The organism is Streptococcus infantis (assembly GCF_047463635.1).
GTDB lineage: Bacteria > Bacillota > Bacilli > Lactobacillales > Streptococcaceae > Streptococcus > Streptococcus infantis_W.
This window is the reverse complement of the sequence record NZ_JASHDL010000010.1, coordinates 23,599-46,209: the sequence shown is the minus strand read 5'-3', so window position 1 is coordinate 46,209 and position 22,611 is coordinate 23,599. Positions and strand designations below refer to the sequence as shown.

Annotated in this window: 24 protein-coding genes; 5 read left to right on the top strand and 19 right to left on the bottom strand. The window is 37.5% G+C overall.

The features are described 5' to 3' along the window. Window positions 1-86: 86 nt before the first annotated feature. On the top strand, window positions 87-1,055 hold the full coding sequence (locus QM867_RS07005) for an NAD(P)/FAD-dependent oxidoreductase (RefSeq protein WP_315639464.1): 969 nt from the start codon (window positions 87-89) through the stop codon (window positions 1,053-1,055). A gap of 382 nt (window positions 1,056-1,437) precedes the next feature. On the opposite strand, the gene QM867_RS07000 is transcribed toward QM867_RS07005, so the two are convergent. The 5 genes from QM867_RS07000 to QM867_RS06980 are packed head-to-tail and all read right to left on the bottom strand — an operon-like array spanning window position 1,438 to window position 5,659. Beyond that, on the bottom strand, window positions 1,438-2,817 hold the full coding sequence (locus tag QM867_RS07000; RefSeq protein WP_414273222.1) for a sensor histidine kinase: 1,380 nt from the start codon (window positions 2,815-2,817) through the stop codon (window positions 1,438-1,440). Next, window positions 2,808-3,467, bottom strand: a complete 660-nt coding sequence (locus tag QM867_RS06995) for a response regulator transcription factor (protein ID WP_414273221.1) — start codon at window positions 3,465-3,467, stop codon at window positions 2,808-2,810. Before QM867_RS06995 ends, QM867_RS07000 begins: the two co-directional genes overlap by 10 nt. 19 nt (window positions 3,468-3,486) lie before the next feature. Then, entirely contained in the window at window positions 3,487-4,224 is a 738-nt protein-coding gene (locus QM867_RS06990) for a lantibiotic immunity ABC transporter MutG family permease subunit (protein WP_414273220.1), read from the bottom strand. Beyond that, the gene (locus QM867_RS06985; RefSeq protein WP_375555737.1) at window positions 4,224-4,961 is read right to left on the bottom strand and encodes a lantibiotic immunity ABC transporter MutE/EpiE family permease subunit; all 738 of its coding nucleotides are present in this window, start codon (window positions 4,959-4,961) and stop codon (window positions 4,224-4,226) included. Before QM867_RS06985 ends, QM867_RS06990 begins: the two co-directional genes overlap by 1 nt. A 2-nt stretch (window positions 4,962-4,963) precedes the next feature. After that, window positions 4,964-5,659 (bottom strand): lantibiotic protection ABC transporter ATP-binding protein, encoded by a 696-nt coding sequence (locus QM867_RS06980; protein WP_371620441.1) that lies wholly within the window; start codon window positions 5,657-5,659, stop codon window positions 4,964-4,966. A gap of 383 nt (window positions 5,660-6,042) precedes the next feature. On the opposite strand from QM867_RS06980, the gene tnpA reads away from it, so the two are divergent. Further along, window positions 6,043-6,507, top strand: coding sequence for an IS200/IS605 family transposase (gene tnpA / locus QM867_RS06975; protein WP_414315421.1), 465 nt, complete (start codon window positions 6,043-6,045; stop codon window positions 6,505-6,507). Between the two features lie 212 nt (window positions 6,508-6,719). On the opposite strand, the gene whiA is transcribed toward tnpA, so the two are convergent. The 13 genes from whiA to rlmD all read right to left on the bottom strand — a co-directional run bounded on the left by whiA (window position 6,720) and on the right by rlmD (window position 19,163). Then, window positions 6,720-7,631: a DNA-binding protein WhiA gene (whiA, locus tag QM867_RS06970; RefSeq protein WP_153225748.1), complete on the bottom strand. Its 912-nt coding sequence runs from the start codon at window positions 7,629-7,631 to the stop codon at window positions 6,720-6,722. Further along, complete coding sequence (locus QM867_RS06965; protein ID WP_414315420.1) at window positions 7,628-8,605, bottom strand: YvcK family protein; 978 nt, start codon at window positions 8,603-8,605, stop codon at window positions 7,628-7,630. Before QM867_RS06965 ends, whiA begins: the two co-directional genes overlap by 4 nt. Continuing rightward, a complete protein-coding gene (gene rapZ / locus QM867_RS06960; protein WP_414273216.1) occupies window positions 8,602-9,492 on the bottom strand; it encodes an RNase adapter RapZ in 891 nt (296 codons plus the stop codon). The genes QM867_RS06965 and rapZ overlap by 4 nt, the downstream gene beginning before the upstream one ends. A gap of 51 nt (window positions 9,493-9,543) precedes the next feature. Next, entirely contained in the window at window positions 9,544-9,924 is a 381-nt protein-coding gene (locus tag QM867_RS06955) for a RidA family protein (RefSeq protein WP_001140420.1), read from the bottom strand. A gap of 9 nt (window positions 9,925-9,933) precedes the next feature. After that, a complete protein-coding gene (gene yihA, locus QM867_RS06950) occupies window positions 9,934-10,521 on the bottom strand; it encodes a ribosome biogenesis GTP-binding protein YihA/YsxC (RefSeq protein ID WP_006148034.1) in 588 nt (195 codons plus the stop codon). An 8-nt stretch (window positions 10,522-10,529) separates the two neighbouring features. Then, window positions 10,530-11,762: an ATP-dependent Clp protease ATP-binding subunit ClpX gene (clpX, locus tag QM867_RS06945; protein ID WP_006145154.1), complete on the bottom strand. Its 1,233-nt coding sequence runs from the start codon at window positions 11,760-11,762 to the stop codon at window positions 10,530-10,532. Window positions 11,763-11,793: 31 nt separating this feature from the next. Continuing rightward, window positions 11,794-11,964 carry a hypothetical protein gene (locus QM867_RS06940; RefSeq protein ID WP_315639470.1) on the bottom strand — a complete coding sequence of 57 codons (171 nt, stop codon included), beginning with the start codon at window positions 11,962-11,964 and terminating at the stop codon, window positions 11,794-11,796. After that, on the bottom strand, window positions 11,964-12,470 hold the full coding sequence (locus tag QM867_RS06935; protein WP_414315419.1) for a dihydrofolate reductase: 507 nt from the start codon (window positions 12,468-12,470) through the stop codon (window positions 11,964-11,966). Before QM867_RS06935 ends, QM867_RS06940 begins: the two co-directional genes overlap by 1 nt. A 127-nt stretch (window positions 12,471-12,597) precedes the next feature. Then, window positions 12,598-13,116 carry a Dps family protein gene (locus QM867_RS06930; protein ID WP_075232119.1) on the bottom strand — a complete coding sequence of 173 codons (519 nt, stop codon included), beginning with the start codon at window positions 13,114-13,116 and terminating at the stop codon, window positions 12,598-12,600. 149 nt (window positions 13,117-13,265) lie between these two features. Further along, the gene (locus tag QM867_RS06925; protein ID WP_414315418.1) at window positions 13,266-15,047 is read right to left on the bottom strand and encodes an ABC transporter ATP-binding protein; all 1,782 of its coding nucleotides are present in this window, start codon (window positions 15,045-15,047) and stop codon (window positions 13,266-13,268) included. A 10-nt stretch (window positions 15,048-15,057) separates the two neighbouring features. After that, on the bottom strand, window positions 15,058-16,794 hold the full coding sequence (locus QM867_RS06920; RefSeq protein ID WP_414315417.1) for an ABC transporter ATP-binding protein: 1,737 nt from the start codon (window positions 16,792-16,794) through the stop codon (window positions 15,058-15,060). Between the two features lie 124 nt (window positions 16,795-16,918). Continuing rightward, window positions 16,919-17,677: a triose-phosphate isomerase gene (gene tpiA / locus QM867_RS06915; protein ID WP_075232122.1), complete on the bottom strand. Its 759-nt coding sequence runs from the start codon at window positions 17,675-17,677 to the stop codon at window positions 16,919-16,921. A 118-nt stretch (window positions 17,678-17,795) separates the two neighbouring features. Then, complete coding sequence (gene rlmD, locus QM867_RS06910; RefSeq protein WP_414315416.1) at window positions 17,796-19,163, bottom strand: 23S rRNA (uracil(1939)-C(5))-methyltransferase RlmD; 1,368 nt, start codon at window positions 19,161-19,163, stop codon at window positions 17,796-17,798. Window positions 19,164-19,218: 55 nt separating this feature from the next. On the opposite strand from rlmD, the gene QM867_RS06905 reads away from it, so the two are divergent. From QM867_RS06905 to QM867_RS06895, 3 genes are all read left to right on the top strand, one after another. After that, a complete protein-coding gene (locus tag QM867_RS06905) occupies window positions 19,219-19,992 on the top strand; it encodes an aminoglycoside 3'-phosphotransferase (protein WP_414315415.1) in 774 nt (257 codons plus the stop codon). A gap of 10 nt (window positions 19,993-20,002) precedes the next feature. Further along, a complete protein-coding gene (recX, locus tag QM867_RS06900) occupies window positions 20,003-20,779 on the top strand; it encodes a recombination regulator RecX (RefSeq protein WP_414294317.1) in 777 nt (258 codons plus the stop codon). 88 nt (window positions 20,780-20,867) lie between these two features. Further along, window positions 20,868-21,401: a DUF402 domain-containing protein gene (locus QM867_RS06895; RefSeq protein ID WP_000775325.1), complete on the top strand. Its 534-nt coding sequence runs from the start codon at window positions 20,868-20,870 to the stop codon at window positions 21,399-21,401. A gap of 351 nt (window positions 21,402-21,752) precedes the next feature. Here the strand turns inward: QM867_RS06895 and QM867_RS06890 are convergent, their stop codons facing one another. Beyond that, the gene (locus QM867_RS06890) at window positions 21,753-22,610 is read right to left on the bottom strand and encodes a helix-turn-helix domain-containing protein (RefSeq protein ID WP_414315414.1); all 858 of its coding nucleotides are present in this window, start codon (window positions 22,608-22,610) and stop codon (window positions 21,753-21,755) included. Between the last annotated feature and the right edge of the window lies 1 nt (window position 22,611).

Sequence of the window (22,611 nt, the reverse complement as noted above, 5' to 3'; positions counted from 1 at the left end):
TATGAAAATTTTCTTCCCTCTACTTCATTTTAAATTGGTAGAAAATATGATAGAATTAAATGATAGAAATGAATTAAGGAGAAACCATGTCTGAACTATATGATATCACTATTGTAGGAGGTGGTCCTATCGGTCTCTTCGCAGCCTTTTATGCTCACCTTCGTCAAGCCAAAGTACAAATCATCGATTCTCTTCCTCAACTAGGTGGTCAACCTGCTATCCTATATCCTGAAAAACAAATTCTCGATGTTCCTGGTTTTCCAAACCTCACAGGGGAAGAATTGACTAACCGCCTTTTGGAACAACTTGAAGGGTTTGAGACGCCTGTACACCTCAATGAAACTGTTCTTGAGATTGAAAAAGAGGATGATGTTTTTAAGATTACAACTAATAAGGGAAACCATACTTCTAAAACCGTTATTATTGCTATGGGTGGTGGTGCCTTTAAACCACGTCCACTCGAATTAGAAGGTGTTGAAGGCTACGACAATATCCACTACCATGTTTCTAATATGCAACAATACGCTGGTCAGAAGGTAACCATTCTGGGTGGTGGTGACTCAGCCGTTGACTGGGCACTAGCTTTTGAAAAGATTGCTCCAACTACACTTGTGCATCGTCGCGATAACTTCCGTGCTCTTGAGCATAGCGTCCAAGCATTGCAAGAGTCTTCTGTGACTATCAAAACACCATTTGTGCCAAGTCAGCTTCTTGGAGATGGAAAAACTTTAGACAAGCTTGAAATATCAAAAGTTAAATCCGATGAGACCGAAAACCTTGAACTAGATCATCTCTTTGTCAACTATGGCTTTAAATCTTCTGTCGGTAATCTTAAAAAGTGGGGATTAGACCTTAACCGCCACAAGATTATCGTCAATAGCAAGCAGGAGTCAAGCCAAGCTGGAATTTATGCTATCGGTGACTGCTGCTACTATGAAGGTAAGATTGACTTGATTGCAACCGGTCTAGGTGAAGCACCAACTGCCGTTAATAATGCTATCAACTACATTGACCCCGAACAAAAAGTACAACCAAAACACTCTACAAGTCTATAATGTCAAAATTACAATTTTATTAAAAAATCAAGTGAAATTTCATGATAAAACGCATAATAACAAGTATCTAAAGAACTTGCTATTATGCGTTTTTATGATTTTAAAAACTTTTCCACTAACCACCTTTATTTGCTTTTTATATAAAGTTTAATACTTATTGATTAGTTTTTTAATATTTCCCCTCATTCCGACATATTCAGACTAACAAACTCTGTGCACCGTATGAGTAATACTAGATAATATTCTATCTTAGTGTAATTTGTAGTGAAAGTTCGAAGTTAACATTTACAAATTGACGTTAAATACAGTTATGAACATGTTATAAAGTTTGATGTTAGTGGCTGTTAGATTAATTATTACATAAGTTAAGTGTTAATCTGGCTCATTTATCATTCTGTATCGGTAATATAAATTTAACTTCAGCACCACGACAAGCTTCTCTATTTTTCAAGATTACTGATCCACCATGTAATTTAATTATTTGTTCAGTAATAAATAATCCAATACCATAATTGGTTGCAGAATGCCTGCTATAATCTCCACGATAGAACTGTTCTTTTGCGTGAATTAAATCGATATCAGAAAAACCTTTCCCGTTATCTAATACTGATATTTCTAAAAATTCATCTACAGTTTTTAAATTCAATTCCAATGTAACTATTCCATTATTATTTTCAATTGAATTCGCTAAGACATTTTGCAATGCTCTCTCTAAGAGTTTCAAGTCTACACTCATTATACCATCTTCAACTACTACATTAGTTTTTAGATTGTTAGAATTAATTGACATTAGTTCTTTAGAAACTGTTACCAATTGTTCTGATACAGTTTTTACTGCCAACGATTGTGGCTGGTATTCAGTGGCATTAGAATTCTTATTCATGATTAGAAGTGTTTTTATATATTCAGATATTCTATTGCTATTCCTCAGTATATAATCTATATAAATACTCTGGTCCTCTGTCACAGATGTCTTTTTAAGCAACTCAGCATTTCCTTGAACAATAGATACTGGGGTTTTCAAGTCATGTATCAAAGCAGAAATCTGTTTTTGCTTGTTTTCTTCCTGTATCCACTCTTTGATTAATGACTCTTGCAAAGCATTTCTCATTTTCTCTAAACTAAATAGAACTTCATTAAATTCTTTGACTCTTGAATAATGCAGTTCAAAATCTAAAGTTTGTTCTGATATTTTTTCGGAAGCAGCAAATATAGGTGAGAGTTGTTTCACAAGATATTTAGCCCATACTATTGTAACAACCAATGTATTTAGTAAACTAACTAAAATAAGAATACTGACATACACTACATTGACATTAGGAAAATATTTTGCCATGAATTTATTTGTAAAATAGGGTTTTACTGAATATTGAATAATACAATAACCGTCATTTCGTAAAATTTCTATATAGCTATAAGATGGGGTATTATATACTCTCTCATTATTATAGTATCGAATTGCTCGATCTTCTTCATCTTTACTCATTGAACTAGTAATGATATTTCCATCCTTTGAAATTAATAGATATGAAGCATTATCTGGTATAAGATTTTTATCAAAAGTCTCTGTATTGGCTATCGCATTCTTCCTCTCATAAATTTGATTTTCTGTGTAATCGGCAGGTAAAATAAATCCTAATGAATACATGGTGGTGAACATCAGAATTACTAAACCAACTGAAAGAAACAGTACAATTCCTACACTTATTAGATATTCTAAAAATATTATTCTTAGCGATTGCCCTTTTAATTTTATTCCCATTTATATCCAATTCCCCATACAGTTACAACTGGAGATACACCTTCCTTCTGTAATTTTGCGCGAATATTCTTAATATGTTCTGAAATAGCTGAAGAATTACCAATTCCATCATATCCAAATATCATCTCATAAATCTGTTCTCTTGAAAATACTTGCCCGCGCCTACGTGCCAGAAGTTCACAAATTCGATACTCAGATTTTGTAAAAGGAATTTTCTTATCATTCACATAAATCATATTCGCTGATAAATCAAATCTAATTTTTCCAAGATTTAAACTTAAATGTCTCTCTCGGTTTTCTCGACGTAAATGGGCATCAACTCTCGCAATTAATTCATTTACTCCAAAAGGTTTTAGAATGTAATCATCAGCTCCTGTTGATAAACCCGAAACAATGTCACTTTCCAAAGATTTTGCAGTTAAAAATAAGATGGGACAGTCTACTCTATCTCTAATAGATTTACAATAAGATATACCATCGATTTTTGGCATCATTATATCTAACAAGATTAAATCATACTCTGATAATTTAGAAATAGGTACTTCTGTTGGATTTTGAAAAATATCTACATGATATAATTTTTGTGTTAAAATATTTTTGATTAAGACCAAAAGATCCATTTCATCATCTATAGCTAATATTTTCACCATCTTATTACCACCTTCATTTCTATTCCATATTAGTTCTGCCGTTCCATTTATTAAACCAAATCAAACTTACAAATAACATTACAACTATTATTGGTGTTGCAACTAAAGACCATTTAAAAAATTCAAAATAAAATGAGTTTTCACCTGAAATTTTATCTACAAAATAAAGACCACAAAGCCTTGAAGGCCATGAACTTGGTAAGTAATACCAAATATTATCCCCCATACTTGTAACAGCAAGTAGCGCTATCAAAGTTTCAAAGAAACCAAGACCAATAGAGGCACCACTCCCAAATCTGAGGCTAATAACCAGATGTATTAAATATAACGGAACAACTCCGATAATCATTAAGACTGATTCCAATATCAAATCATAAAATTCTTGATAATTAAAAAACATCAAAAAACTACTTTGGAGTAAAACAAGTGATAGAGATGCACACAACAATAAGGATAATAACTTACCAATATACATACTAGTTCTTGATTGCGAACCAGTTAACATTATCTGAAAACAACCTGCTTCTGCTTCCATTTCTATTACCTTTGCAGTAATAAAACCAATAATAATCGGGAACAATGCACCTAACGTAATCAAATAATTTAATGTGACATCCTCTATTGAATACCTACTTAGGCTCGTAAATTTAAAACCAGCATATATCATAATCACAAATAGTATTGGGAGAAACAGATATAACCAGGGTAACCAAGTATGTTTTATCTTATATAGTTCAGACTTTAAAATATTTATCACTATCCCACCTCCTGTTTTGCAAACCAAATAGATGATAAGTAAGATAATAGAAGAAATAACAGAATTGAGAAGATACATGGAGGCAAAATGGATGTGTTTAACATCATATTTCCTGCATCTGCTGGTAGTCCATTTGGCATAATTTTCAGCATTGGAACCATAGTTCTTATACTCCAACTATATGGGGAAAACAACCAATAATCTCCAGCAGAAAACATAATTCCTAGTACAACACCTAATAAACCATTTATCATAAGACTAGTAGAAAAACCAAACTTTTTAGCTAATAGTAGGCAAAATGGAATTTGCCATATACTTGATACCACTAATACTATACTCGAAACTAATAAAGTACTAAAGCTATAGCTTAAAAATATTTGTTTTCCAAAAATAAATTGCACAATTAAAACTGCTATCAAATGAACCAAACTTGTCATCAGAATCAAATAGCTTGCTACAATAATTTTTGATATCCAAATCTTTCTTAAATCAATACTTAGAGGATAAACTGCCCTATATTTTATTTTTTTATCTTCGTATCGATTCATTAAAGCAGGAATCAGTGCATAAGTAATTGGCATAATTATAGTATACCACCAATTATATGAATCTACTGTAAAATATGGTGGTGCCAGTATATAAGAAAGAATTATCAAAGATATAGGTATTATATAGATTATTTTTTTTAAAAAAGTTCTTTTATATTTTAAATAATCACTAAGGATATAATTTATCATTTTTAATTCTCCTTCTTTACTACTTCCAAAAATAAATTTTCTAAACTTTCTTGAGAGTTTTTTATATCTTGGTATTTTAATTCACCTTCACATATTATTCCGATATAATCTGCAACTTGCTCAACTTCGGAAATGTTATGGCTGGATAGAATTACTGTAATGCCTTGTTTTGGAAAGCCAAGAATCATCTCCCTTAATTCTTGAATTCCCAATGGATCTAAGCCGTTGGTTGGCTCATCTAAAATTAATAATTTAGGATTATTTAACAGTGCTATTGCAATTCCTAATCGTTGTTTCATTCCCAAAGAAAATTTTCCACTTCTTTTTTTACCTGTATTTGATAGACCAACGATTTTTAGAACTTCATCAATTCTTGATTCGGGTAATCCAAGTAACATTGTTCTTACTTTTAAATTTTCTCTTGCACTTAAGTTCTCATATAACGGAGGTAGCTCTATCAAGGCACCAATTTGTTCAAGATCCTTTCTACTCCATGTATGATCATTAAATATAATATCTCCGGACGATTTATGGAGCATTCCTGTTATCATCTTTAGTGTTGTTGATTTCCCAGCACCATTTGGACCAAGTAATCCGTAGATACAATTCTCTTTCACTTGTAATGAAATATTATTCACTACAAGTTGATTCCCAAATTTCTTTGACAAATTCCTTGTCTCTAAAATATTTTTTTCCATTTTGATCCTCCTTAAATTTACACTTCAATAATAAAATATAAATTTAAAGATTTTATAAAGAAAATACATAATTATCTATTAATTTTTAAGAAAACTATAACTACGCAATTTAATGAAGATTAAAAAAAATTTGAAATTTTTAGTATTCTATCTAGAACCTTAATCTCTTAAAACAACGAATCCTCTGAAAATGAAAATTCTACTGAATGAAACTTCAGTAGAATTTTTTAAATTTATGTGACTATTAGTCCGTCTCGCTCCGTGAGGTGCGAGACAAATAAACCACCCGCTATGCGGGTGCGCGTCGAAGGTTATACCAAAAAAACTCCAAACGCGATACAATAAAGGTGTTCAAGCCAATTGTAAAGCGAAAGGAGAAAACCATGGTACAAAAGTCTCATAGTTTATCACACACAAAGTGGCACTGTAAGTATCACATTGTGTTCACCCCTAAGTATAGACGAAAAGTCATCTATAATCAATATCGGAGTAGTTTAGGTGAAATATTTCATCGCTTGTGTAGTTATAAGGGAGTTGAAATTATCGAGGGTCACTTAATGCCAGACCATGTACATATGTTAGTAAGTATTCCACCAAGGATAAGTGTTTCGAGTTTCATGGGTTATTTAAAAGGTAAAAGTGCACTCATGATGTTTGACAAACACGCCAACCTCAAGTACAAGTTTGGGAATCGGCATTTCTGGGCAGAAGGTTATTATGTGAGTACAGTAGGGCTTAATGAAGCCACGATAAGGAAATACATACAAGGTCAGGAAAAGCATGATATAGCACTAGATAAATTAAGTGTAAAAGAATATGAGGATCCCTTTAGGGATAGTGGCAAGTAATACTCACGCCTCTTTAAGAGGCAAGTGACGAGTCAAGAGCAATGCGGCTTGAACAACGTGAAAGCCAGCGTCTTTAGGCGCTGGCTGGTAATTTGGGCTTATAGCCCTGGTGCAAACCACCCGTTAGACGGGTGGTTATGATTTGAGGTTATTTTAAAAATTTTTAAACATCAATCTCGATATATCTTTTTTGAACATCAATATATTATATTTTACAGTTCCTCTGCAATTTTGTTGATCTTTCTCAGGCGATGATTGACACCACTTTTGGTTAAGGGATTTGTCAGACTATCTGCCAACTTTTGAATAGAATAGTCTGGATGCTGGATACGCAGACGGGCAACTTCCTGCAAGTCTGCTGGCAGATTATCCAAGCCAATTCTATCTTTGATTTTACTGATATTATTAATGGTTTTCATGCTTGCAGAAACCGTACGAGCAATATTTGCCGTCTCTGCATTATTGGCACGATTGAGGTCATTTCGAGTTTCTCGGAGAATCTTGACACCTTCAAAAGTATCACGTGCCTCCATAGCTCCTACTAAAATCAGGAAATCCATAATATCTTCTGCTCGCTGGAGATAGGTCACTGCACCTTTTTTTCGTTCAATCACCTTGGCATCTAACAAGAACTGCTGCAAGAGCGAAGCGATCCCTTGGGCATGGTCCAGATAAACTGAACTAATTTCCAGCTGATACTTGCCTGACTCGGGATCCCGAATACTCCCATTTGCTAAAAATGCACCACAAAGATAGGCACGACCTGCTTCTTCATCTCCTAAAATATCCGGATCAATTCCCGTCTCCAGACCAAAGAAAGAATCAGCCAAACGCAAATCCGCTAAAAGTTCTTGGACTTGTTCATCTGTAAACACAGTATAGACCCGATTTTTACGAAGATTGCTTCTCTGATGATGACGAATCTCCGACTTGATACCATAAAAGTGTAAAAACGATTCATAGAGATGGCGGGCAAGTTTGGCACTCTCTGTAACAACGGACAAGGTCAAGCCAGAACTAGACAAACCTACGCTTCCAGACATCTTGATAATGGCTGATAATTCATAGCGACTCAGGTGGTGTTGACCTAGGATTTCTTCTTTTACTGCTACTGTGAAACTCATTTTCTCACCTGTATGATGCGCATTAATTCATCCACGATTAAATCCCCATCATGGAAAGCACCACCATTTTCCAAACGTAGGAAGTTGGATGAAATGACACGGGGAACTTGTTGATGCAAACCATCAAAATCATGCTCAACCTGAACTAGATACTCATCGAAACGATTGGTGTCCATATAGTCTCTTGGAACCTTTTCAATATTAACAAGTACGGTATCAATAAAGGGACGACCAAGATGACGATGCAAGACTGCTACGTGATCACTATCTGAGAAATGTTCTGTCTCTCCGCGCTGAGTCATGATGTTGCAGACATAGGCAATTTCAGCCTTGGTTTCAAGAAGGGCTTGTCCAATCTCTTCAATGACAATATTCGGCAAAATGGAGGTGAAGAGTGAACCAGGCCCTAAGACAATCATATCACTCTCAAGAATTGTATTAACAACTCGGCGACTTGCTTGGGGTTTTTCATCATTCAGGGTATTGGTGACATAAACATGGTCAATCATGCCTGGATGGTCTGCAATGTGACTTTCTCCAGCTACTTCTGTTCCATCTTTAAAGACGGCATGGAGTGTCAAGGGATGGTCACTAGATGGATAAATCTTTCCTGTCGTATGGAAAAATTTACTCAGTAATTGCATAGCATTATAGGTTGAACCCTGCATTTCAGATAAGCCAGCTATGATAATGTTTCCTAATGGATGACCAGCAAAAGCACCTGCATCCTCAGAAAAACGGTATTGAAAGACCTTTTCATAGAATTTTGGCATATCTGACATGGCCACAAGAACATTACGTAAATCCCCTGGAGGTGTCAACTGTTGAATATTTTTACGCAATTCGCCTGAAGAACCGCCATCATCCGCAACGGTTACAATGGCTGCAATTTCCACATCCTTTTCCCTTAAACTATTTAAAATAACAGGGATTCCGGTTCCTCCACCAATCACCGTAATTTTTGGTTTTCTCATGAACGGTTTACCGTTTCCTTTCTTCGGTCTTTATCACGATGGCTTTCATTTACAGGCCAATTCTTAGACAAATCATTGGCTAATCGTTTGGCAAAGGCAACACTCCGGTGTTGTCCTCCTGTACAACCTACTGCAATGGTTAAAACAGATTTTCCTTCTTTCTTATAGCCAGGTAGGATTGGTTCAATCAAGGCCAACAAATGGCGGTAGAAATCCTCAGATTCCTCATGATTCATAACATAGTCATAAACGTCCTGGTCTTCACCTGTCTGATTGCGAAGTTCTGGTAGATAGTAGGGATTTGGGAGGAAACGGACATCAAATACCAAGTCAGCATCAATAGGAATGCCATATTTAAACCCGAAAGACATAACCTCAATACGGAAGGACTGAGCCTGTTCTTGGTCTGAAAACTGCTCTGCAATGGTCTTACGGAGTTCACGAGGAGTTAACTCTGTTGTGTCAACCACGTTTTGACTCATATTTTTCAAGGGTGCCAAGAGTTCACGTTCCAGCTTAATTCCGTCCAAAATACGACCATCTGCTGCCAGAGGGTGACTTCTTCTAGTTTCCTTATAACGTGCCACCAATTCCTTATCTGCTGCATCCAAAAAGAGGATTTTAAAGTCCAAATCATCTTGATTTTCCAATTCATCCAAGACAGCCTGAATCTCTGAGAAGAAAGAACGACTACGCATATCCACCACTAGGGCCAACTTGTGGTCATCATCCTTGGTCTCAACCAACTGTAAAAATTTTGGTAAGAGGGCAGGTGGCATATTATCAATGGTAAAATATCCTAAATCTTCAAAGGATTGAATGGCTACGGTTTTTCCTGCACCACTCATCCCTGTCACAATCACCAGGTGAAGTTGTTTCTTTGTCATCATTGTCTCCTTATATCAAAAGAAGTTTGGAAGAACCAAACTTCAACTCGCTTATCCAATCTCTGCGATGACTTCAATTTCGACTTTTACATCGCGAGGAAGACGAGCTACTTCTACAGCTGAACGAGCTGGAAATTCCTCTTTAAAGGCTGTTTGGTAAACCTCATTGAAGGGTACAAAATCGTTCATATCGCTTAAGAAACAGGTTGTTTTGACCACATGGTCAAAATCTGTCCCTGCTTCTGCTAAAATAGCTCCAATGTTTTTCAAAACTTGCTCTGTCTGTTCTTGGATCGTTTCTCCTACGATTTCTCCAGTTTCAGGAGATAGAGGTACTTGACCGCTAGCAAACAAAAGATTGCCAACAATTTTTCCTTGAACATAAGGTCCGATTGCCTTTGGAGCTTTATCTGTATGAATTGTTTTTGCCATATGTATTCCTCATAATTTTTCTAAAATAGCATCCCAAGCTTGGTCCATTCCTGCTTTTGTCACTGAAGAAAAGAGGATGAAATCATCACTTGGATCAAAGTTTAATTTCTTTTTAATAGCTGATTCGTGCTTATTCCATTTACCACGCGGAATCTTGTCTGCCTTTGTCGCTACAATGATGACAGGAATCTCATAATACTTAAGAAATTCGTACATCTGTACATCATCAGCCGTCGGGTCATGACGAAGGTCAACGAGACTAACAACCGCTCGAAGATTTTCTCGAGTAGTCAAGTACTCCTCAATCATACGACCCCATTTTTCACGTTCCTTTTTGGAAACACGGGCATAACCATAACCAGGTACATCCACAAAACGCATCTTGTCATCAATATTAAAGAAATTGAGTAGTTGTGTTTTTCCTGGTTTTCCTGAAGTACGAGCTAAATTCTTACGATTGAGCATGGTGTTGATGAAGCTTGACTTTCCAACATTTGAGCGACCTGCAAGAGCAATCTCAGGAAGTTCATCCTGCGGATAGTGGGACTTGTTGGCTGCACTCAGCAAAATCTCAGCATTGTGTGTATTGATTTCCATAGTCACCTCTAGGCTGTCTCTAGAATTGGCTTAGCCGTTCCGTCAACCGCTTCTTTTGTGATACGAACTGTTTTCACATTTTCTTGACTTGGAACTTCAAACATAACGTCTAGCATGGTTTCTTCGATGATTGAACGAAGACCACGGGCACCAGTTTTACGTTCGATGGCTTTGTTTGCAATTTCCTGAAGGGCTTCGTCGTCAAATTCAAGCTCTACATCATCATAAGAAAGCAAGGTCTGGTATTGTTTGACCAAGGCATTTCTTGGCTCCTTCAAGATTCGAACCAAATCATCCACAGTCAACTGTTCAAGTGCTGCAAAGACTGGCAAGCGTCCAATCAACTCAGGAATAATTCCGAATTTTTGAATATCTTCTGCGATGATTTCTTGCATGTAAGAACTATTTTCGTCAATGGCCTTGTTATTTTGTCCGAAACCAATAACTTTTTCACCTAGACGCTGTTTGACGATTTCTTCGATGCCATCGAAGGCACCACCCACGATAAAGAGGATATTCTTAGTGTCCACTTGAATCATTTCTTGTTGTGGATGTTTACGTCCACCTTGAGGTGGTACGCTGGCTACAGTTCCCTCGATAATCTTGAGGAGAGCTTGTTGCACACCTTCACCAGATACATCACGTGTGATAGAAACGTTCTCGCTCTTCTTAGCAATCTTGTCGATTTCGTCTACGTAGATAATTCCACGTTCTGCACGTTCGATGTTAAAATCAGCTGCCTGCAAGAGTTTGAGGAGGATATTTTCCACGTCCTCACCTACATAACCAGCCTCAGTAAGGGCTGTTGCATCAGCAATAGCAAATGGTACATTCAAACTTCGAGCAAGAGTTTGAGCAAGGAAAGTCTTCCCTGAACCAGTTGGACCAATCATCAAAATGTTTGACTTTTGCAAATCCACATCTTCTGATTCTTCACGAGTGTCATGGAAATTGATGCGTTTGTAGTGGTTATATACAGCAACTGCCAAAGCACGTTTGGCACGATCTTGACCAATCACATAGTGGTTCAAAATATTCAGGAGTTCGATTGGTTTTGGTACTTCAGACAAGTCTGCTAGGACTTCCTCTGCCAACTCCTCACGAATGATTTCTTGGGCCAACTCCACACACTCATTACAGATAAAGGCGTTGTTCCCAGCGATTATTTTTTTAACTTCTTCTTGGCTTTTGCCACAAAATGAGCAATAAACCATCATATCATTTTTCCTATTTGTAGGCATGATTCCCTTCCGTTCTAAATGATTTTTCTATCTAAAATAAGGTCATATAAAAAGCATGAATGCTATTCACCAAGTTTGTAAAAGCATTAAGCCAAAGTAGAGTAGCAAGTCCAAAGCGCTTTTTACGAAAAGCCTGTGCTCCAGCAAGCAAACAGACCAAACACAGCAAAGCTGTGAAAAAACCAAATATACTACGTTCCATTAGACTTCCTTTCTCTTTCTATATTCGATGGTAAAATCATAGGCATTTTTCTCATCTTTGCTATAAGATTTGCTTGCAAGAGTCTCAAAAACAGTCAAGTCAAAATCTGCTGGGAAAAAAGTATCCCCTTCAACTTGAGCATGGATTTGTGTCACAATAATCTCATCGAGATAAGGTTCAAAAAGCTGAAAAATCTGCTTGCCCCCAATGATATAGAGATTTTTATCCTGTTTATGGTACCAGTCTAAAACATCCTCAACATTTTGGAAAACCAGAGCACCCTCAATTGACTCTTCAGGATTGCGCGTCAAAATCAGAGTCTCACGTCCTGGAAGCAATCGTCGTCCCATTCCATCAAAGGTGACACGTCCCATCAAGATGGCATGATTCAAGGTTGTTTCTTTAAAATGTTTTAACTCTGCTGGCAAATGCCATGGTAAGCGATCCTCTTTTCCGATTACACCCTTTTCATCTTGTGCCCAGATGGCTACGATTTTCTTTAGCATACTTTCATCCTTTTTATTGATAGTTCTATTTTATCAAAAATCTTGAAAAAAGACTGTTTTGGAACGCCCTCCGAAATAGAAAAAATCCGTAGAAATCTTCTACGGATTTTTGACAAAATAGAGTATCTTACAAACCAGGTGCTTGTCCTAATTCTGCCGCAAGCATCCAGACTGTTTTTTCAAGGTCTGCCTTAGCACCAACGAAGATATCATTGGTTACATCATCACCTTCTTCATCTGTTACATCCAAAGCTTTTTGGAAAAGAGTGATGAGGTAACGATAAATTTCAAGAACACGTTCCAAACTTTCTTCTACATTACGGAACTCTCCAACTTCTTCTTCAATTTCACTGTGTTGAAGAAATTCTGTCAAAGTAGAGTATGGTTTTCCACCAAGTGTAATCAAGCGTTCGCTGATTTCATCAAGGTAACCATCAAGGCTATCCATATATTCATCCATCTTAGGATGCCATACCATGAATCCACGTCCACGCATGTACCAGTGTACTTGATGAAGAGCGATATGTGCTACATACAAGTCAGCTACTGCTTGATTCAAAACTTCCTTTGTATTTACTAGCGCTTCTGCCGCTGGTTTAGATAATGTTGCTACGTCTTTTACTGCTTCTTTTTTCAATTCTACCATCTTTCTCACCTCATAATATTATTTTTGCAACCATATTTATTGATTACTATCTCAGTATACTACATCTAGTAGACAAACGCAAGAAAATTAACCCATATTAAAAAAGTTCTAATTGACTGATAATTTAAGAAAATGAGTGGCTATTTATCCTAGCTATTTTCACTGTTTTTACTAGAAAATTGACTTTGGTAAAGGTCATAATAGAAACCTTTTGCAGCTAAGAGACTTTCATGATTTCCTTGTTCGATAATCTGTCCATCTTTCAGCACCAAAATCTTGTCCGCTTCCTGAATAGTCGAAAGTCTATGGGCGATAACAAAGCTTGTTCTCCCTTTCATCAAACGCTTCATGGCCTTTTGAATCAAGAGTTCTAGACGCGTATCGACTGATGAGGTCGCTTCGTCAAGGATTAGAATTTTTGGATCAGCCAAGAGAGCACGCGCGATAGTTAACAACTGCTTCTGACCAAGAGAAATATTACTTGACTCTTGGTTCATCTCCATGTTGTAACCACCAGGAAGAGTACGGATAAAGTGGTCAACATTGGCAGCCTTAGCAGCTTCAACGATTTCTTCATCTGTTGCCTCAAGATTTCCAAAGCGAAGATTTTCCTTGATACTGCCTTCATAGAGCCAGGCATCCTGTAAGACCATGCCAAACTGGCGACGATAGTCCTGACGAGACAAGTCTCGAATATCTTGTCCATCCACTAAAATGGCACCAGCTGTTACATCGTAAAAACGCATGAGAAGGTTTATCAAGGTTGTTTTACCTGCTCCAGTTGGTCCTACGATGGCTACCATCTCTCCAGGTTCAACATCTAAGTTGAAATTACGAATCAATGGTTTGTTTTCCACATATTGGAAATCGACGTTTTTGAAACTAACTTGACCTGTCAATGGTGCCAAGTCTTTTACTTCCTCACTTTGAACTTCTTCCTGTTCATCTAAAACTTCAAAAACACGATCAAGCGAAGACTTAGCACTTTGCATTTGCCCAGCTAATTGAGTGATATTTTGGATTGGTTGGCTGACTTGCCATACATATTGAACGAAGGCCTGCATATTACCAATCGTCAAGCGCCCTGCAATAACCTGCAATCCACCTAATACTGCAACAATCAGGTAGGTTAAATCAGATACAATGTGAAGAGCAGGCATCATCAAACCTGAGATAAAGCTAGCCTTAAAACCAATCTGTTGCAATTCATCTGTAATAGCTGCAAATTCCTGCTGCGAGTTTTCTTCACGTCCATAGAGCTTCAAAACATTAAAACCTGTCAAGTTTTCCTGTACAAATCCATTCATGCGTCCCAAGATAGCTGCCTGTTGTTTAAAATAAGGCTGGGAACGATTTAGAATCGTTTTAGCTCCAAAATAAGTCACTGGAATCGACAAGATAACAATGATAGCCAGCTGAAGATTTAGATAGAGGACCATTCCCATAACAAAAATAATGGTAAAGACTGCATTAACAATCTGTAAGAAGGATTGTTGGAGTGCATTAGATACGGTCTCTACATCACTAGTAAAACGTCCCAGCAAATCTCCAAATTGGTGCTTGTCAAAGTAAGACACAGGGATGCGGTTGATTTTTTCGCTCATTTCATTTCGCAAATCCTGTATCATGGACTGCACCGCATTGGTCATGAAATAGTTTGAGTAGTAAGAACCCAACTCATAAAAAAGGCCACGCAAGAGATAGATCACCAGAATCACTGCGATATAGCTAGTATTAATCCCTGCTCCTGCAACACCATTTGCCATGGCAAGAAGATTGCTGGTTAACTCAGTGATAGCAAGTCCCAATACGAAAGGCTCGATAACACTCATAATGACGCTGACTATTTTCAAGAAGACTGCAAAGAAAACAGAGAAGCGGTAGGCTTTTAAATAGCTCCATAGACGAGCTAGACTAGATTGTTGTTTCATCCTTTACCTCCTATTCTTCTGTCAGAGACGCATTTTTTAACTGCGACTCAGCAATTTCTCGATAGATGTCATTGGTTTCCATCAATTCTTCATGACGGCCACGACCAACGATTTCGCCCTTATCAAGGACGATAATCTGGTCCGCATCCATAATGGTTCCAACACGTTGCGCAACAATCAATACCGTAGCATCTTGAGTCACTTCCTTGAGACGACGGCGCAAGATAGCATCTGTACGGTAGTCCAAGGCTGAGAAGGAATCATCAAAGATATAGATATCTGGACCCTTGATGACTGCGCGGGCAATCGACAAGCGTTGCTTTTGACCACCTGATAGATTGCTTCCCCCTTCAGCCAGATGAGTTGCAAAACCTTCTTCTCGACTTTCGATAAAGTCTTTGGCTTGGGCTACATCAGCTGCTTGGTGCAAGTCCTCATGACTGGCGTCCTCTTTTCCGTAACGGAGATTATCTGCGATAGTCCCTGTAAAGAGCAAGGCTTTTTGTGGAATAAAACCAATTTTCTGGCGGAGTGATTTGAGACGGTAATCCCGGACATCAACACCATCGACCTTAATTTTCCCCAGTGTAACATCGTAGAAACGTGGAATTAACTGAACTAGAGTAGACTTACCTGACCCAGTCGAACCAATAAAAGCAATGGTTTCTCCCGGTTTAGCAGTAAAGGAAATGTTATGCAACACAGGGCTTTCTGTTTCCCCAGGATAAGCAAAGGTCACATTATCAAATTCTAAGTAACCATGTGTTTCTGTCTCTTGAATTCCGTCCTCATTTGGATCAATGGAAATCGGCATATCCATGATTTCCTTTAAACGCTCACTAGACACAGCCGTACGTGGATACATGGTAAAGAGGTTTGACAAGAATAAGAAAGACAAGAGGGCGTGGAAACTATACTCGATGAAGGCTACCAAATCCCCAATCTGCAAACTTCCTTGCTTGAGAGGATCTAGAGCAAACCAAACGATAGCTACAATCATAGCGATAATGATTTGCACAAAAAGCGGCTCCGTCAAACCAGTCAATTTGAACAAGCGATTCGAATTATCTGCATAGATTGCATTTTTCTCTTCGAAACGTTTTTCTTGAAAATCTTCACGAGCAAAGGCACGAATTACTCGTAGCCCCATCAAATTTTCACGGACATACTGGTTAATCTTATCCAAAGTTTTCTGTTGTTTTTCAGATAAGGGACGCGTTTTCACCGCCACATAAATAACTACTACAGCTAGAAAAGGAACGGAAAAAGCCACAATCCAAGCTAGTGAAGGACTGGTCAAGAAAATCATCAGAATACTCGACAGCATCATCATGGGAGTGATAACACCCAACTTAAGCGTTTGTTCCGCAAACTGCATGAGGACAAAGGCATCACTGGTAATACGAGTGACTAGTGAAGACACACCGATTTGCTCGTACTCGTGATGAGAATACTCTTGCAGCTTAGCATAGACATCATCCCGCATGTCCTTAACCATATTCGTGGTCAGTTTACTAGCAGCATAAGCCAGAACAACCCGTCCAAATGTTCCCAAGACGATAATAACCAACATGATTACGGCCCAAAAATAGAGTTTATCCTGATCACCTTGGTTGATTCCCTGGTCAATCATGCGGGCTAAAACTGTTGGTAAACCTAGATTGACAATGACAAAGAAAATTGCCCCGAGAAAGTCTAACACTAACCACTTGGGATAGCGTTTGAGATAAGACCAAATATAAAGCATAATTCTCCTTTCTTTTTCTTCTAAAATGCAGAAAAGAGCGTGCTTTCGCACGCCATTTTACTAAAAAGAAGACAGGCAGCCAAAACCTCGAGAGAGGGAACTGTCTGTCTCAGATATTTAAGGCTTATTTTACAAAGTCAAGCAATGCCAAGAAGCTTTCTGGGTCAAGTGATGCACCACCAACAAGAGCTCCGTCAACGTCTGGACAAGCCATGTATTCAGCAACGTTTTCAGGTTTAACTGAACCACCGTATTGAACACGTACTTTGTCAGCTACTTCTTGACCGAAGTCAGCAGCTACAACGTCACGAACAACTTTACACATTTTTTGTGCGTCGTCTTGTGAAGCAGATTTACCAGTACCGATAGCCCAGATTGGCTCATAAGCGATAACTGATGAAGCTACTTGTTCTGCAGTCAATCCAGCAAGAGCAGCTGAAACTTGAGCACCTACGAATTCTGCTGCTTTACCAGCTTCGTAAGTTTCAAGTGACTCTCCACAACAGATGATTGGAAGCATGCCGTTAGCAAAGATTGCTTTTGCTTTTTTGTTGATGTCTTCGTCTGTTTCGTGGAAGTAGTCACGACGTTCTGAGTGACCGATAACAACATAGTCAGTACCGATTTCTTTCAAAACTTGTGGGCTAGTTTCACCTGTGAAAGCACCTGCATTTTCAAAGTAGCAGTTTTGAGCAGCAACTTTAAGGTTTGAACCTTTAGCAGCAGCAAGAACAGTTGTCAAGTCAAGAGCAGGAGCTGCGATACCTGCTTCAACAAGATCAGCTGAAGGAAGTTTTGATGCTACAGCTTCAACGAATGCTTTTGCTTCTTCTGGGTTTTTGTTCATTTTCCAGTTACCAGCGATAAATGGTTTACGTGACATTTCACATACCTCTTTTTTCATTTTATTTTCTACTTATTTTATCATAAATAGAGGGAGCTTGCAAATCTTACTCTGTAACTAGAAGTCTTCTTTTCAAAAACTTTCTAGTTGCCTTTTTCTATTTGGAAGCTGGCTTGCGCCTCGTTAATTTGACCACTGCTTCTGTTCTAGCCGTGTGTGGAAACATGTCAACAGACTGGATATAATGCAGGTCATAAACCTCTAGCAATCGGACTAAATCACGCGCCAAGGTAGACACATTGCAGGATACATAAACCATCTTTTCAGGAGCGTATTTGACAATGGTATCCAAGAGCTTATCATCTAAACCTGTACGTGGCGGGTCCACAATCAAGGCATCGGCACGATAGCCTTCCTTGTACCAACGAGGAATAATTTCTTCTGCAGTTCCAGCCTCATAGTGGGTATTGGTATACCCCATGCGCTTAGCATTTTCTTTGGCATCCTCAATAGCTTCGGGAATAATATCCATCCCTCTCAAACTTTTGACTTTTTTAGCAAAGGCAAAACCAATGGTCCCAACACCACAATAGGCATCGATCAGATGGTCGTCTTCAGTCACTTCCAAGGCCTTAACGGCTTCACTATAGAGAATTTCAGTCTGTTCAGGATTGAGTTGATAGAAAGCTCGAGGTGAAAGAGAAAACTCATAGTCTAATACACCTTCGCGTATACTATCCTGCCCCCAAATAATCTCAGTCTTATCCCCATAAATCTCAGAAGTTTTAGCAGTATTGGTATTGACTGCGACAGTCACTACTTCAGGATAATCCTTGACTAGGTCCTTCACAAATTGAGTCAAATTCAATTGGCGATTGGTGACAATGATAATCTGGACTTGCCCAGTTTTCCGTGCTCGACGAACCATGATGGTCCGAACTCCAAGGATTTTCCGTTCATCCGTAATCGGAATTTGATGGTAAGTCAAGAGTTCAGCGATGCGATTGGCAATCGCTTGTGTCTCCTTGTCTTGAACAAGACAGTCCTTTAACTCGACCAAATAATGGGAATTCTGAGCATACAAACCTGCCTTGACTTGACCTTTAAACTTTCGCGTTTGAAATTGCAGTTTAGCCCGATAATACTTAGGTTTCTGCATGCCAATAGTTGGTCTGATTTCAAAGTTTTCGTAGCCTGCAGGTGCAAATTTCTTCAGAGCTTGATGGAGAAGATCCGTCTTGAATTCTAACTGCTTGTCATAATGAAGGTGCATGATCTGACAGCCACCACACTCATTATAAATGGTACAGTCGGGAACTACTCGAAACTTGGATTTTTTATTGACCTCAAGCAATTTAGCCTCAACGTAGTTACGCTTAACCAAAGTCACCTGACAATAGATATCTTCTCCCTTGAGGGCACCTGGAACAAAAACGAGGGTTTTCTGGTAAAATCCGATACCTTCCCCGTTTATCCCCATACGCTTGATTTTTAATGGAATTTTTTGTTTGACTTTTAGATTCATAAGTCTATTATACCACGTAGTTTCTCAATGGTTAAGAATATGTTACAATAAAACCATGAATACAAAGATATCTTTTTCCTCATTGGATTTTCCTGAGCAATTACGAACTTATATAGAGGGGGCAAGCCTTTCTGACAGCTCTTCTCATTCAGGCGCAAGGGTTCTTTATCTTGACTCAGGTTACTATTTAAAAATTGATCAAAAGGGAAGATTAGAGCGAGAAGCTAGCATTGCCAGTTGGTTTGAACAAGAGGGAATAGGAACTCCAGTCATCCACTATCTATCAACAGATAAAGACTACCTCCTGACTAAAGAGGCTATTGGTCATGATGCTCTCGCTTTTTTAGACCAGCCAGAAAAAATCTGCCGAACAATGGCAGAGGCTCTTAAAAAGCTTCACAACTTAAACCCACAAAATTTTCCATCAGAAAATCATTTAAAAGCCTATAAAGAACGAGCCTTTAAAAACTATGAAAAAGGAGAGTTCTATGCCAAGGCGCTCCTACCCCAATTCCAGATTAACAGTCGCGAAGAGGCCTTCCAACTCATCCAAGAACAAGGGCATCTTTTAAAAACTAATGCCTTTATTCATGGGGATGCCTGCCTTCCAAACTTTATTCTTAAAGATGCCAGCCATTTCTCTTGTTTTATTGACCTTGGTTTGGCTGATTTCAGTGACCGACATATCGATCTCTTTTGGGCAGTTTGGTCCCTCAATTACAACTTAAAAGATCCCAAATATGCTGAACTATTTCTCGACTATTACGGGAGGGAACTGGTTGATAGCAACAAACTTCGACTCGTTGCTGCCTTCGAAGCATTTGGATAAGAGGTAAACCATGAAAATCACAAAACTTGAAAAGAAAAAACGACTCTATCTGCTCGAGCTTGATAGCGACAATTCCTGCTACATTACAGAGGATACCATTGTTCGCTTTATGTTGACAAAAGGGAAAGAGATCTCAGCTGAAGAACTAACTGAGATTAAATCCTTTGCACAATTTTCCTACAGTAAAAATCTAGCTCTCTACTACTTATCATTCAAGGCCCGTACTGAAAAAGAAGTTAGAGATTATCTTGCCAAACATGAAATTGATGAGAACATCATCTCCAAAGTTATCCAGTCTTTAAAAGATGATAATTGGATCAATGATCGCCAATATGCTCAAGCTATCATCAATTCCAATCAGCTTTCAGGAGATAAGGGAAGCTATATGCTGATGCAGAAGATTTCTCAAAAAGGGGTTGCCAAATCCATTATCCAAGAAGTCTTACAAGAATTTGATATGACGGAAGTCGCAGAGCGCACAGCTGAAAAACTATTGAAAAAATACCAGGGGAAATTACCTGCCCGTGCTCTACAGGATAAGATTATCCAAGGCCTAACCAATAAAGGATTTTCCTACACAGAAGCCAAAACAGCCTTTGACCAATTGGACAGCCAGGTCGAAGAAGGTACCGTTCAGGAACTTATTTTTAAAGAGTTAGATAAGCAATACCCAAAATACTCACGAAAGTATGAAGGATACGAACTGAAACAACGTTTGACCCAAGTTTTAGCTAGAAAAGGTTATGATTTTTCGGATATAGCTAGCGCTCTCAGAGAATATCTTTAATTTTTTCATGAAAAAACTAAGAACTTTAAACAAAAATGTGATACAATAGTAAACGATAAACTTATAAATTGTAGAAAGTTGGTTAGTTATGAAACTTCCAAAAGAAGGCGACTTTATTACAATTCAAAGTTATAAGCATGATGGGAGTCTTCACCGTACTTGGCGAGACACCATGGTACTAAAAACAACAGAGAACGCTATTATCGGCGTCAACGACCACACACTTGTTACCGAAAGTGACGGTCGTCGTTGGGTGACTCGAGAACCGGCTATTGTTTACTTTCACAAGAAATATTGGTTTAATATTATCGCTATGATTCGTGAAAATGGTATCTCCTACTACTGCAATATGGCAAGTCCTTACTATCTGGATGAAGAAGCTTTAAAATACATTGACTATGATTTGGATGTTAAAGTTTTTACAGATGGTGAGAAACGCCTCTTGGACGTTGAGGAGTATGAACGACACAAGCGAAAAATGAAGTATTCTTCTGATCTAGACTATATTCTGAAAGAGCATGTTAAGATTCTTGTTGATTGGATTAACAATGAGCGAGGTCCTTTCTCAGAAGCCTATGTCAACATTTGGTACAAACGCTATGTAGAACTAAAGAATCGGTAAAGTTGTCAGAGGTCAGGATTTAAATCCTGACCTCGTTTTTTGGATAGTGTAAAATAAGTTGTGTAAACACAAAAAAGGAATAAAACCGTTATAGTAGAGTTGCAATACATTACTAGAAAGAGATTTATGCAGAATTCACGTGATATTCAAAACAAATAGTTTTACTGATATGTCTTTGTTCCTTGTAAGTTAAGAACAATCTTCTATCGTTTAATACAAAAAATACGAAGATAATCGGTATAAAAAAATACAAATCACCTTCGTATCAAAATATTTAGTTTTTGTATTTCAATATAACATCAATCTTTTAGTACAACTTTTTAAAAGGATACCTTAACAGAGAAAATGCTATTAATCTACCAGCTCATTTAATCGTTTTTGAAAATATAAAGCAATATTTTTAGATTCAATAAACTCAAAATATTTAATGACATTTTGCATTTGTTTAATTCCAGATTCTTTAGATTCTATCAGGTAGATTTTATATCCTTCTACAAACTTGAATGTAGATTTTTCAAAGACTTTTGTGTCATCTTTTAATAATTTTCTTAATTTCATTTCAAAGTAGTCTGCATATGATAGATGTGAATTTTCAAGGCAACAGAACCAAAAATTTAAACAAGCTGACACAACTAAATTTCTATTCTTACCGATTTTTTCGTAATAATGTGTACGCTCTAGTATTTCTTTTCCGACCCTGTAGATATAATCTATTTCAAAAAGATGATATAAATTACCAATCAGCGCTATCTCATAGGACTCCCATCGTTCCTTCTGGAATAAATAGTCATATACTAAATTTAGATCATCTCTACTAACTACATAATTACAATCTATCTGATTTAATAGTCCCTGAACCATAATTGTATTTATTCTATAAGTTTTTTCTCCACTCTTCTCAAAAAGTTTTTGTTGCTCATTTTTTATTTCCTCCAATCCTTTAGTATTCAAACTATAAAAATTTGGAGATAAATTAACCAAAAAATCATCAAGCTCCGATCTTTTATAATGTTCTAGATAATTACAAAAATTCTCGATCGAAACATTGATATTTGATAATAATTCAAAAAACGTTGAGAGAGAAATTTCATTTTCTCCCCTTTCAAATCTAGAGAGTTGAGATTTTGATATAGAATCAGATGCAGCATACTCTAAAGAATATCCGTTTAATTTTCTAAAATATCGAAAAGCTTCTCCGTAATTTTTCATA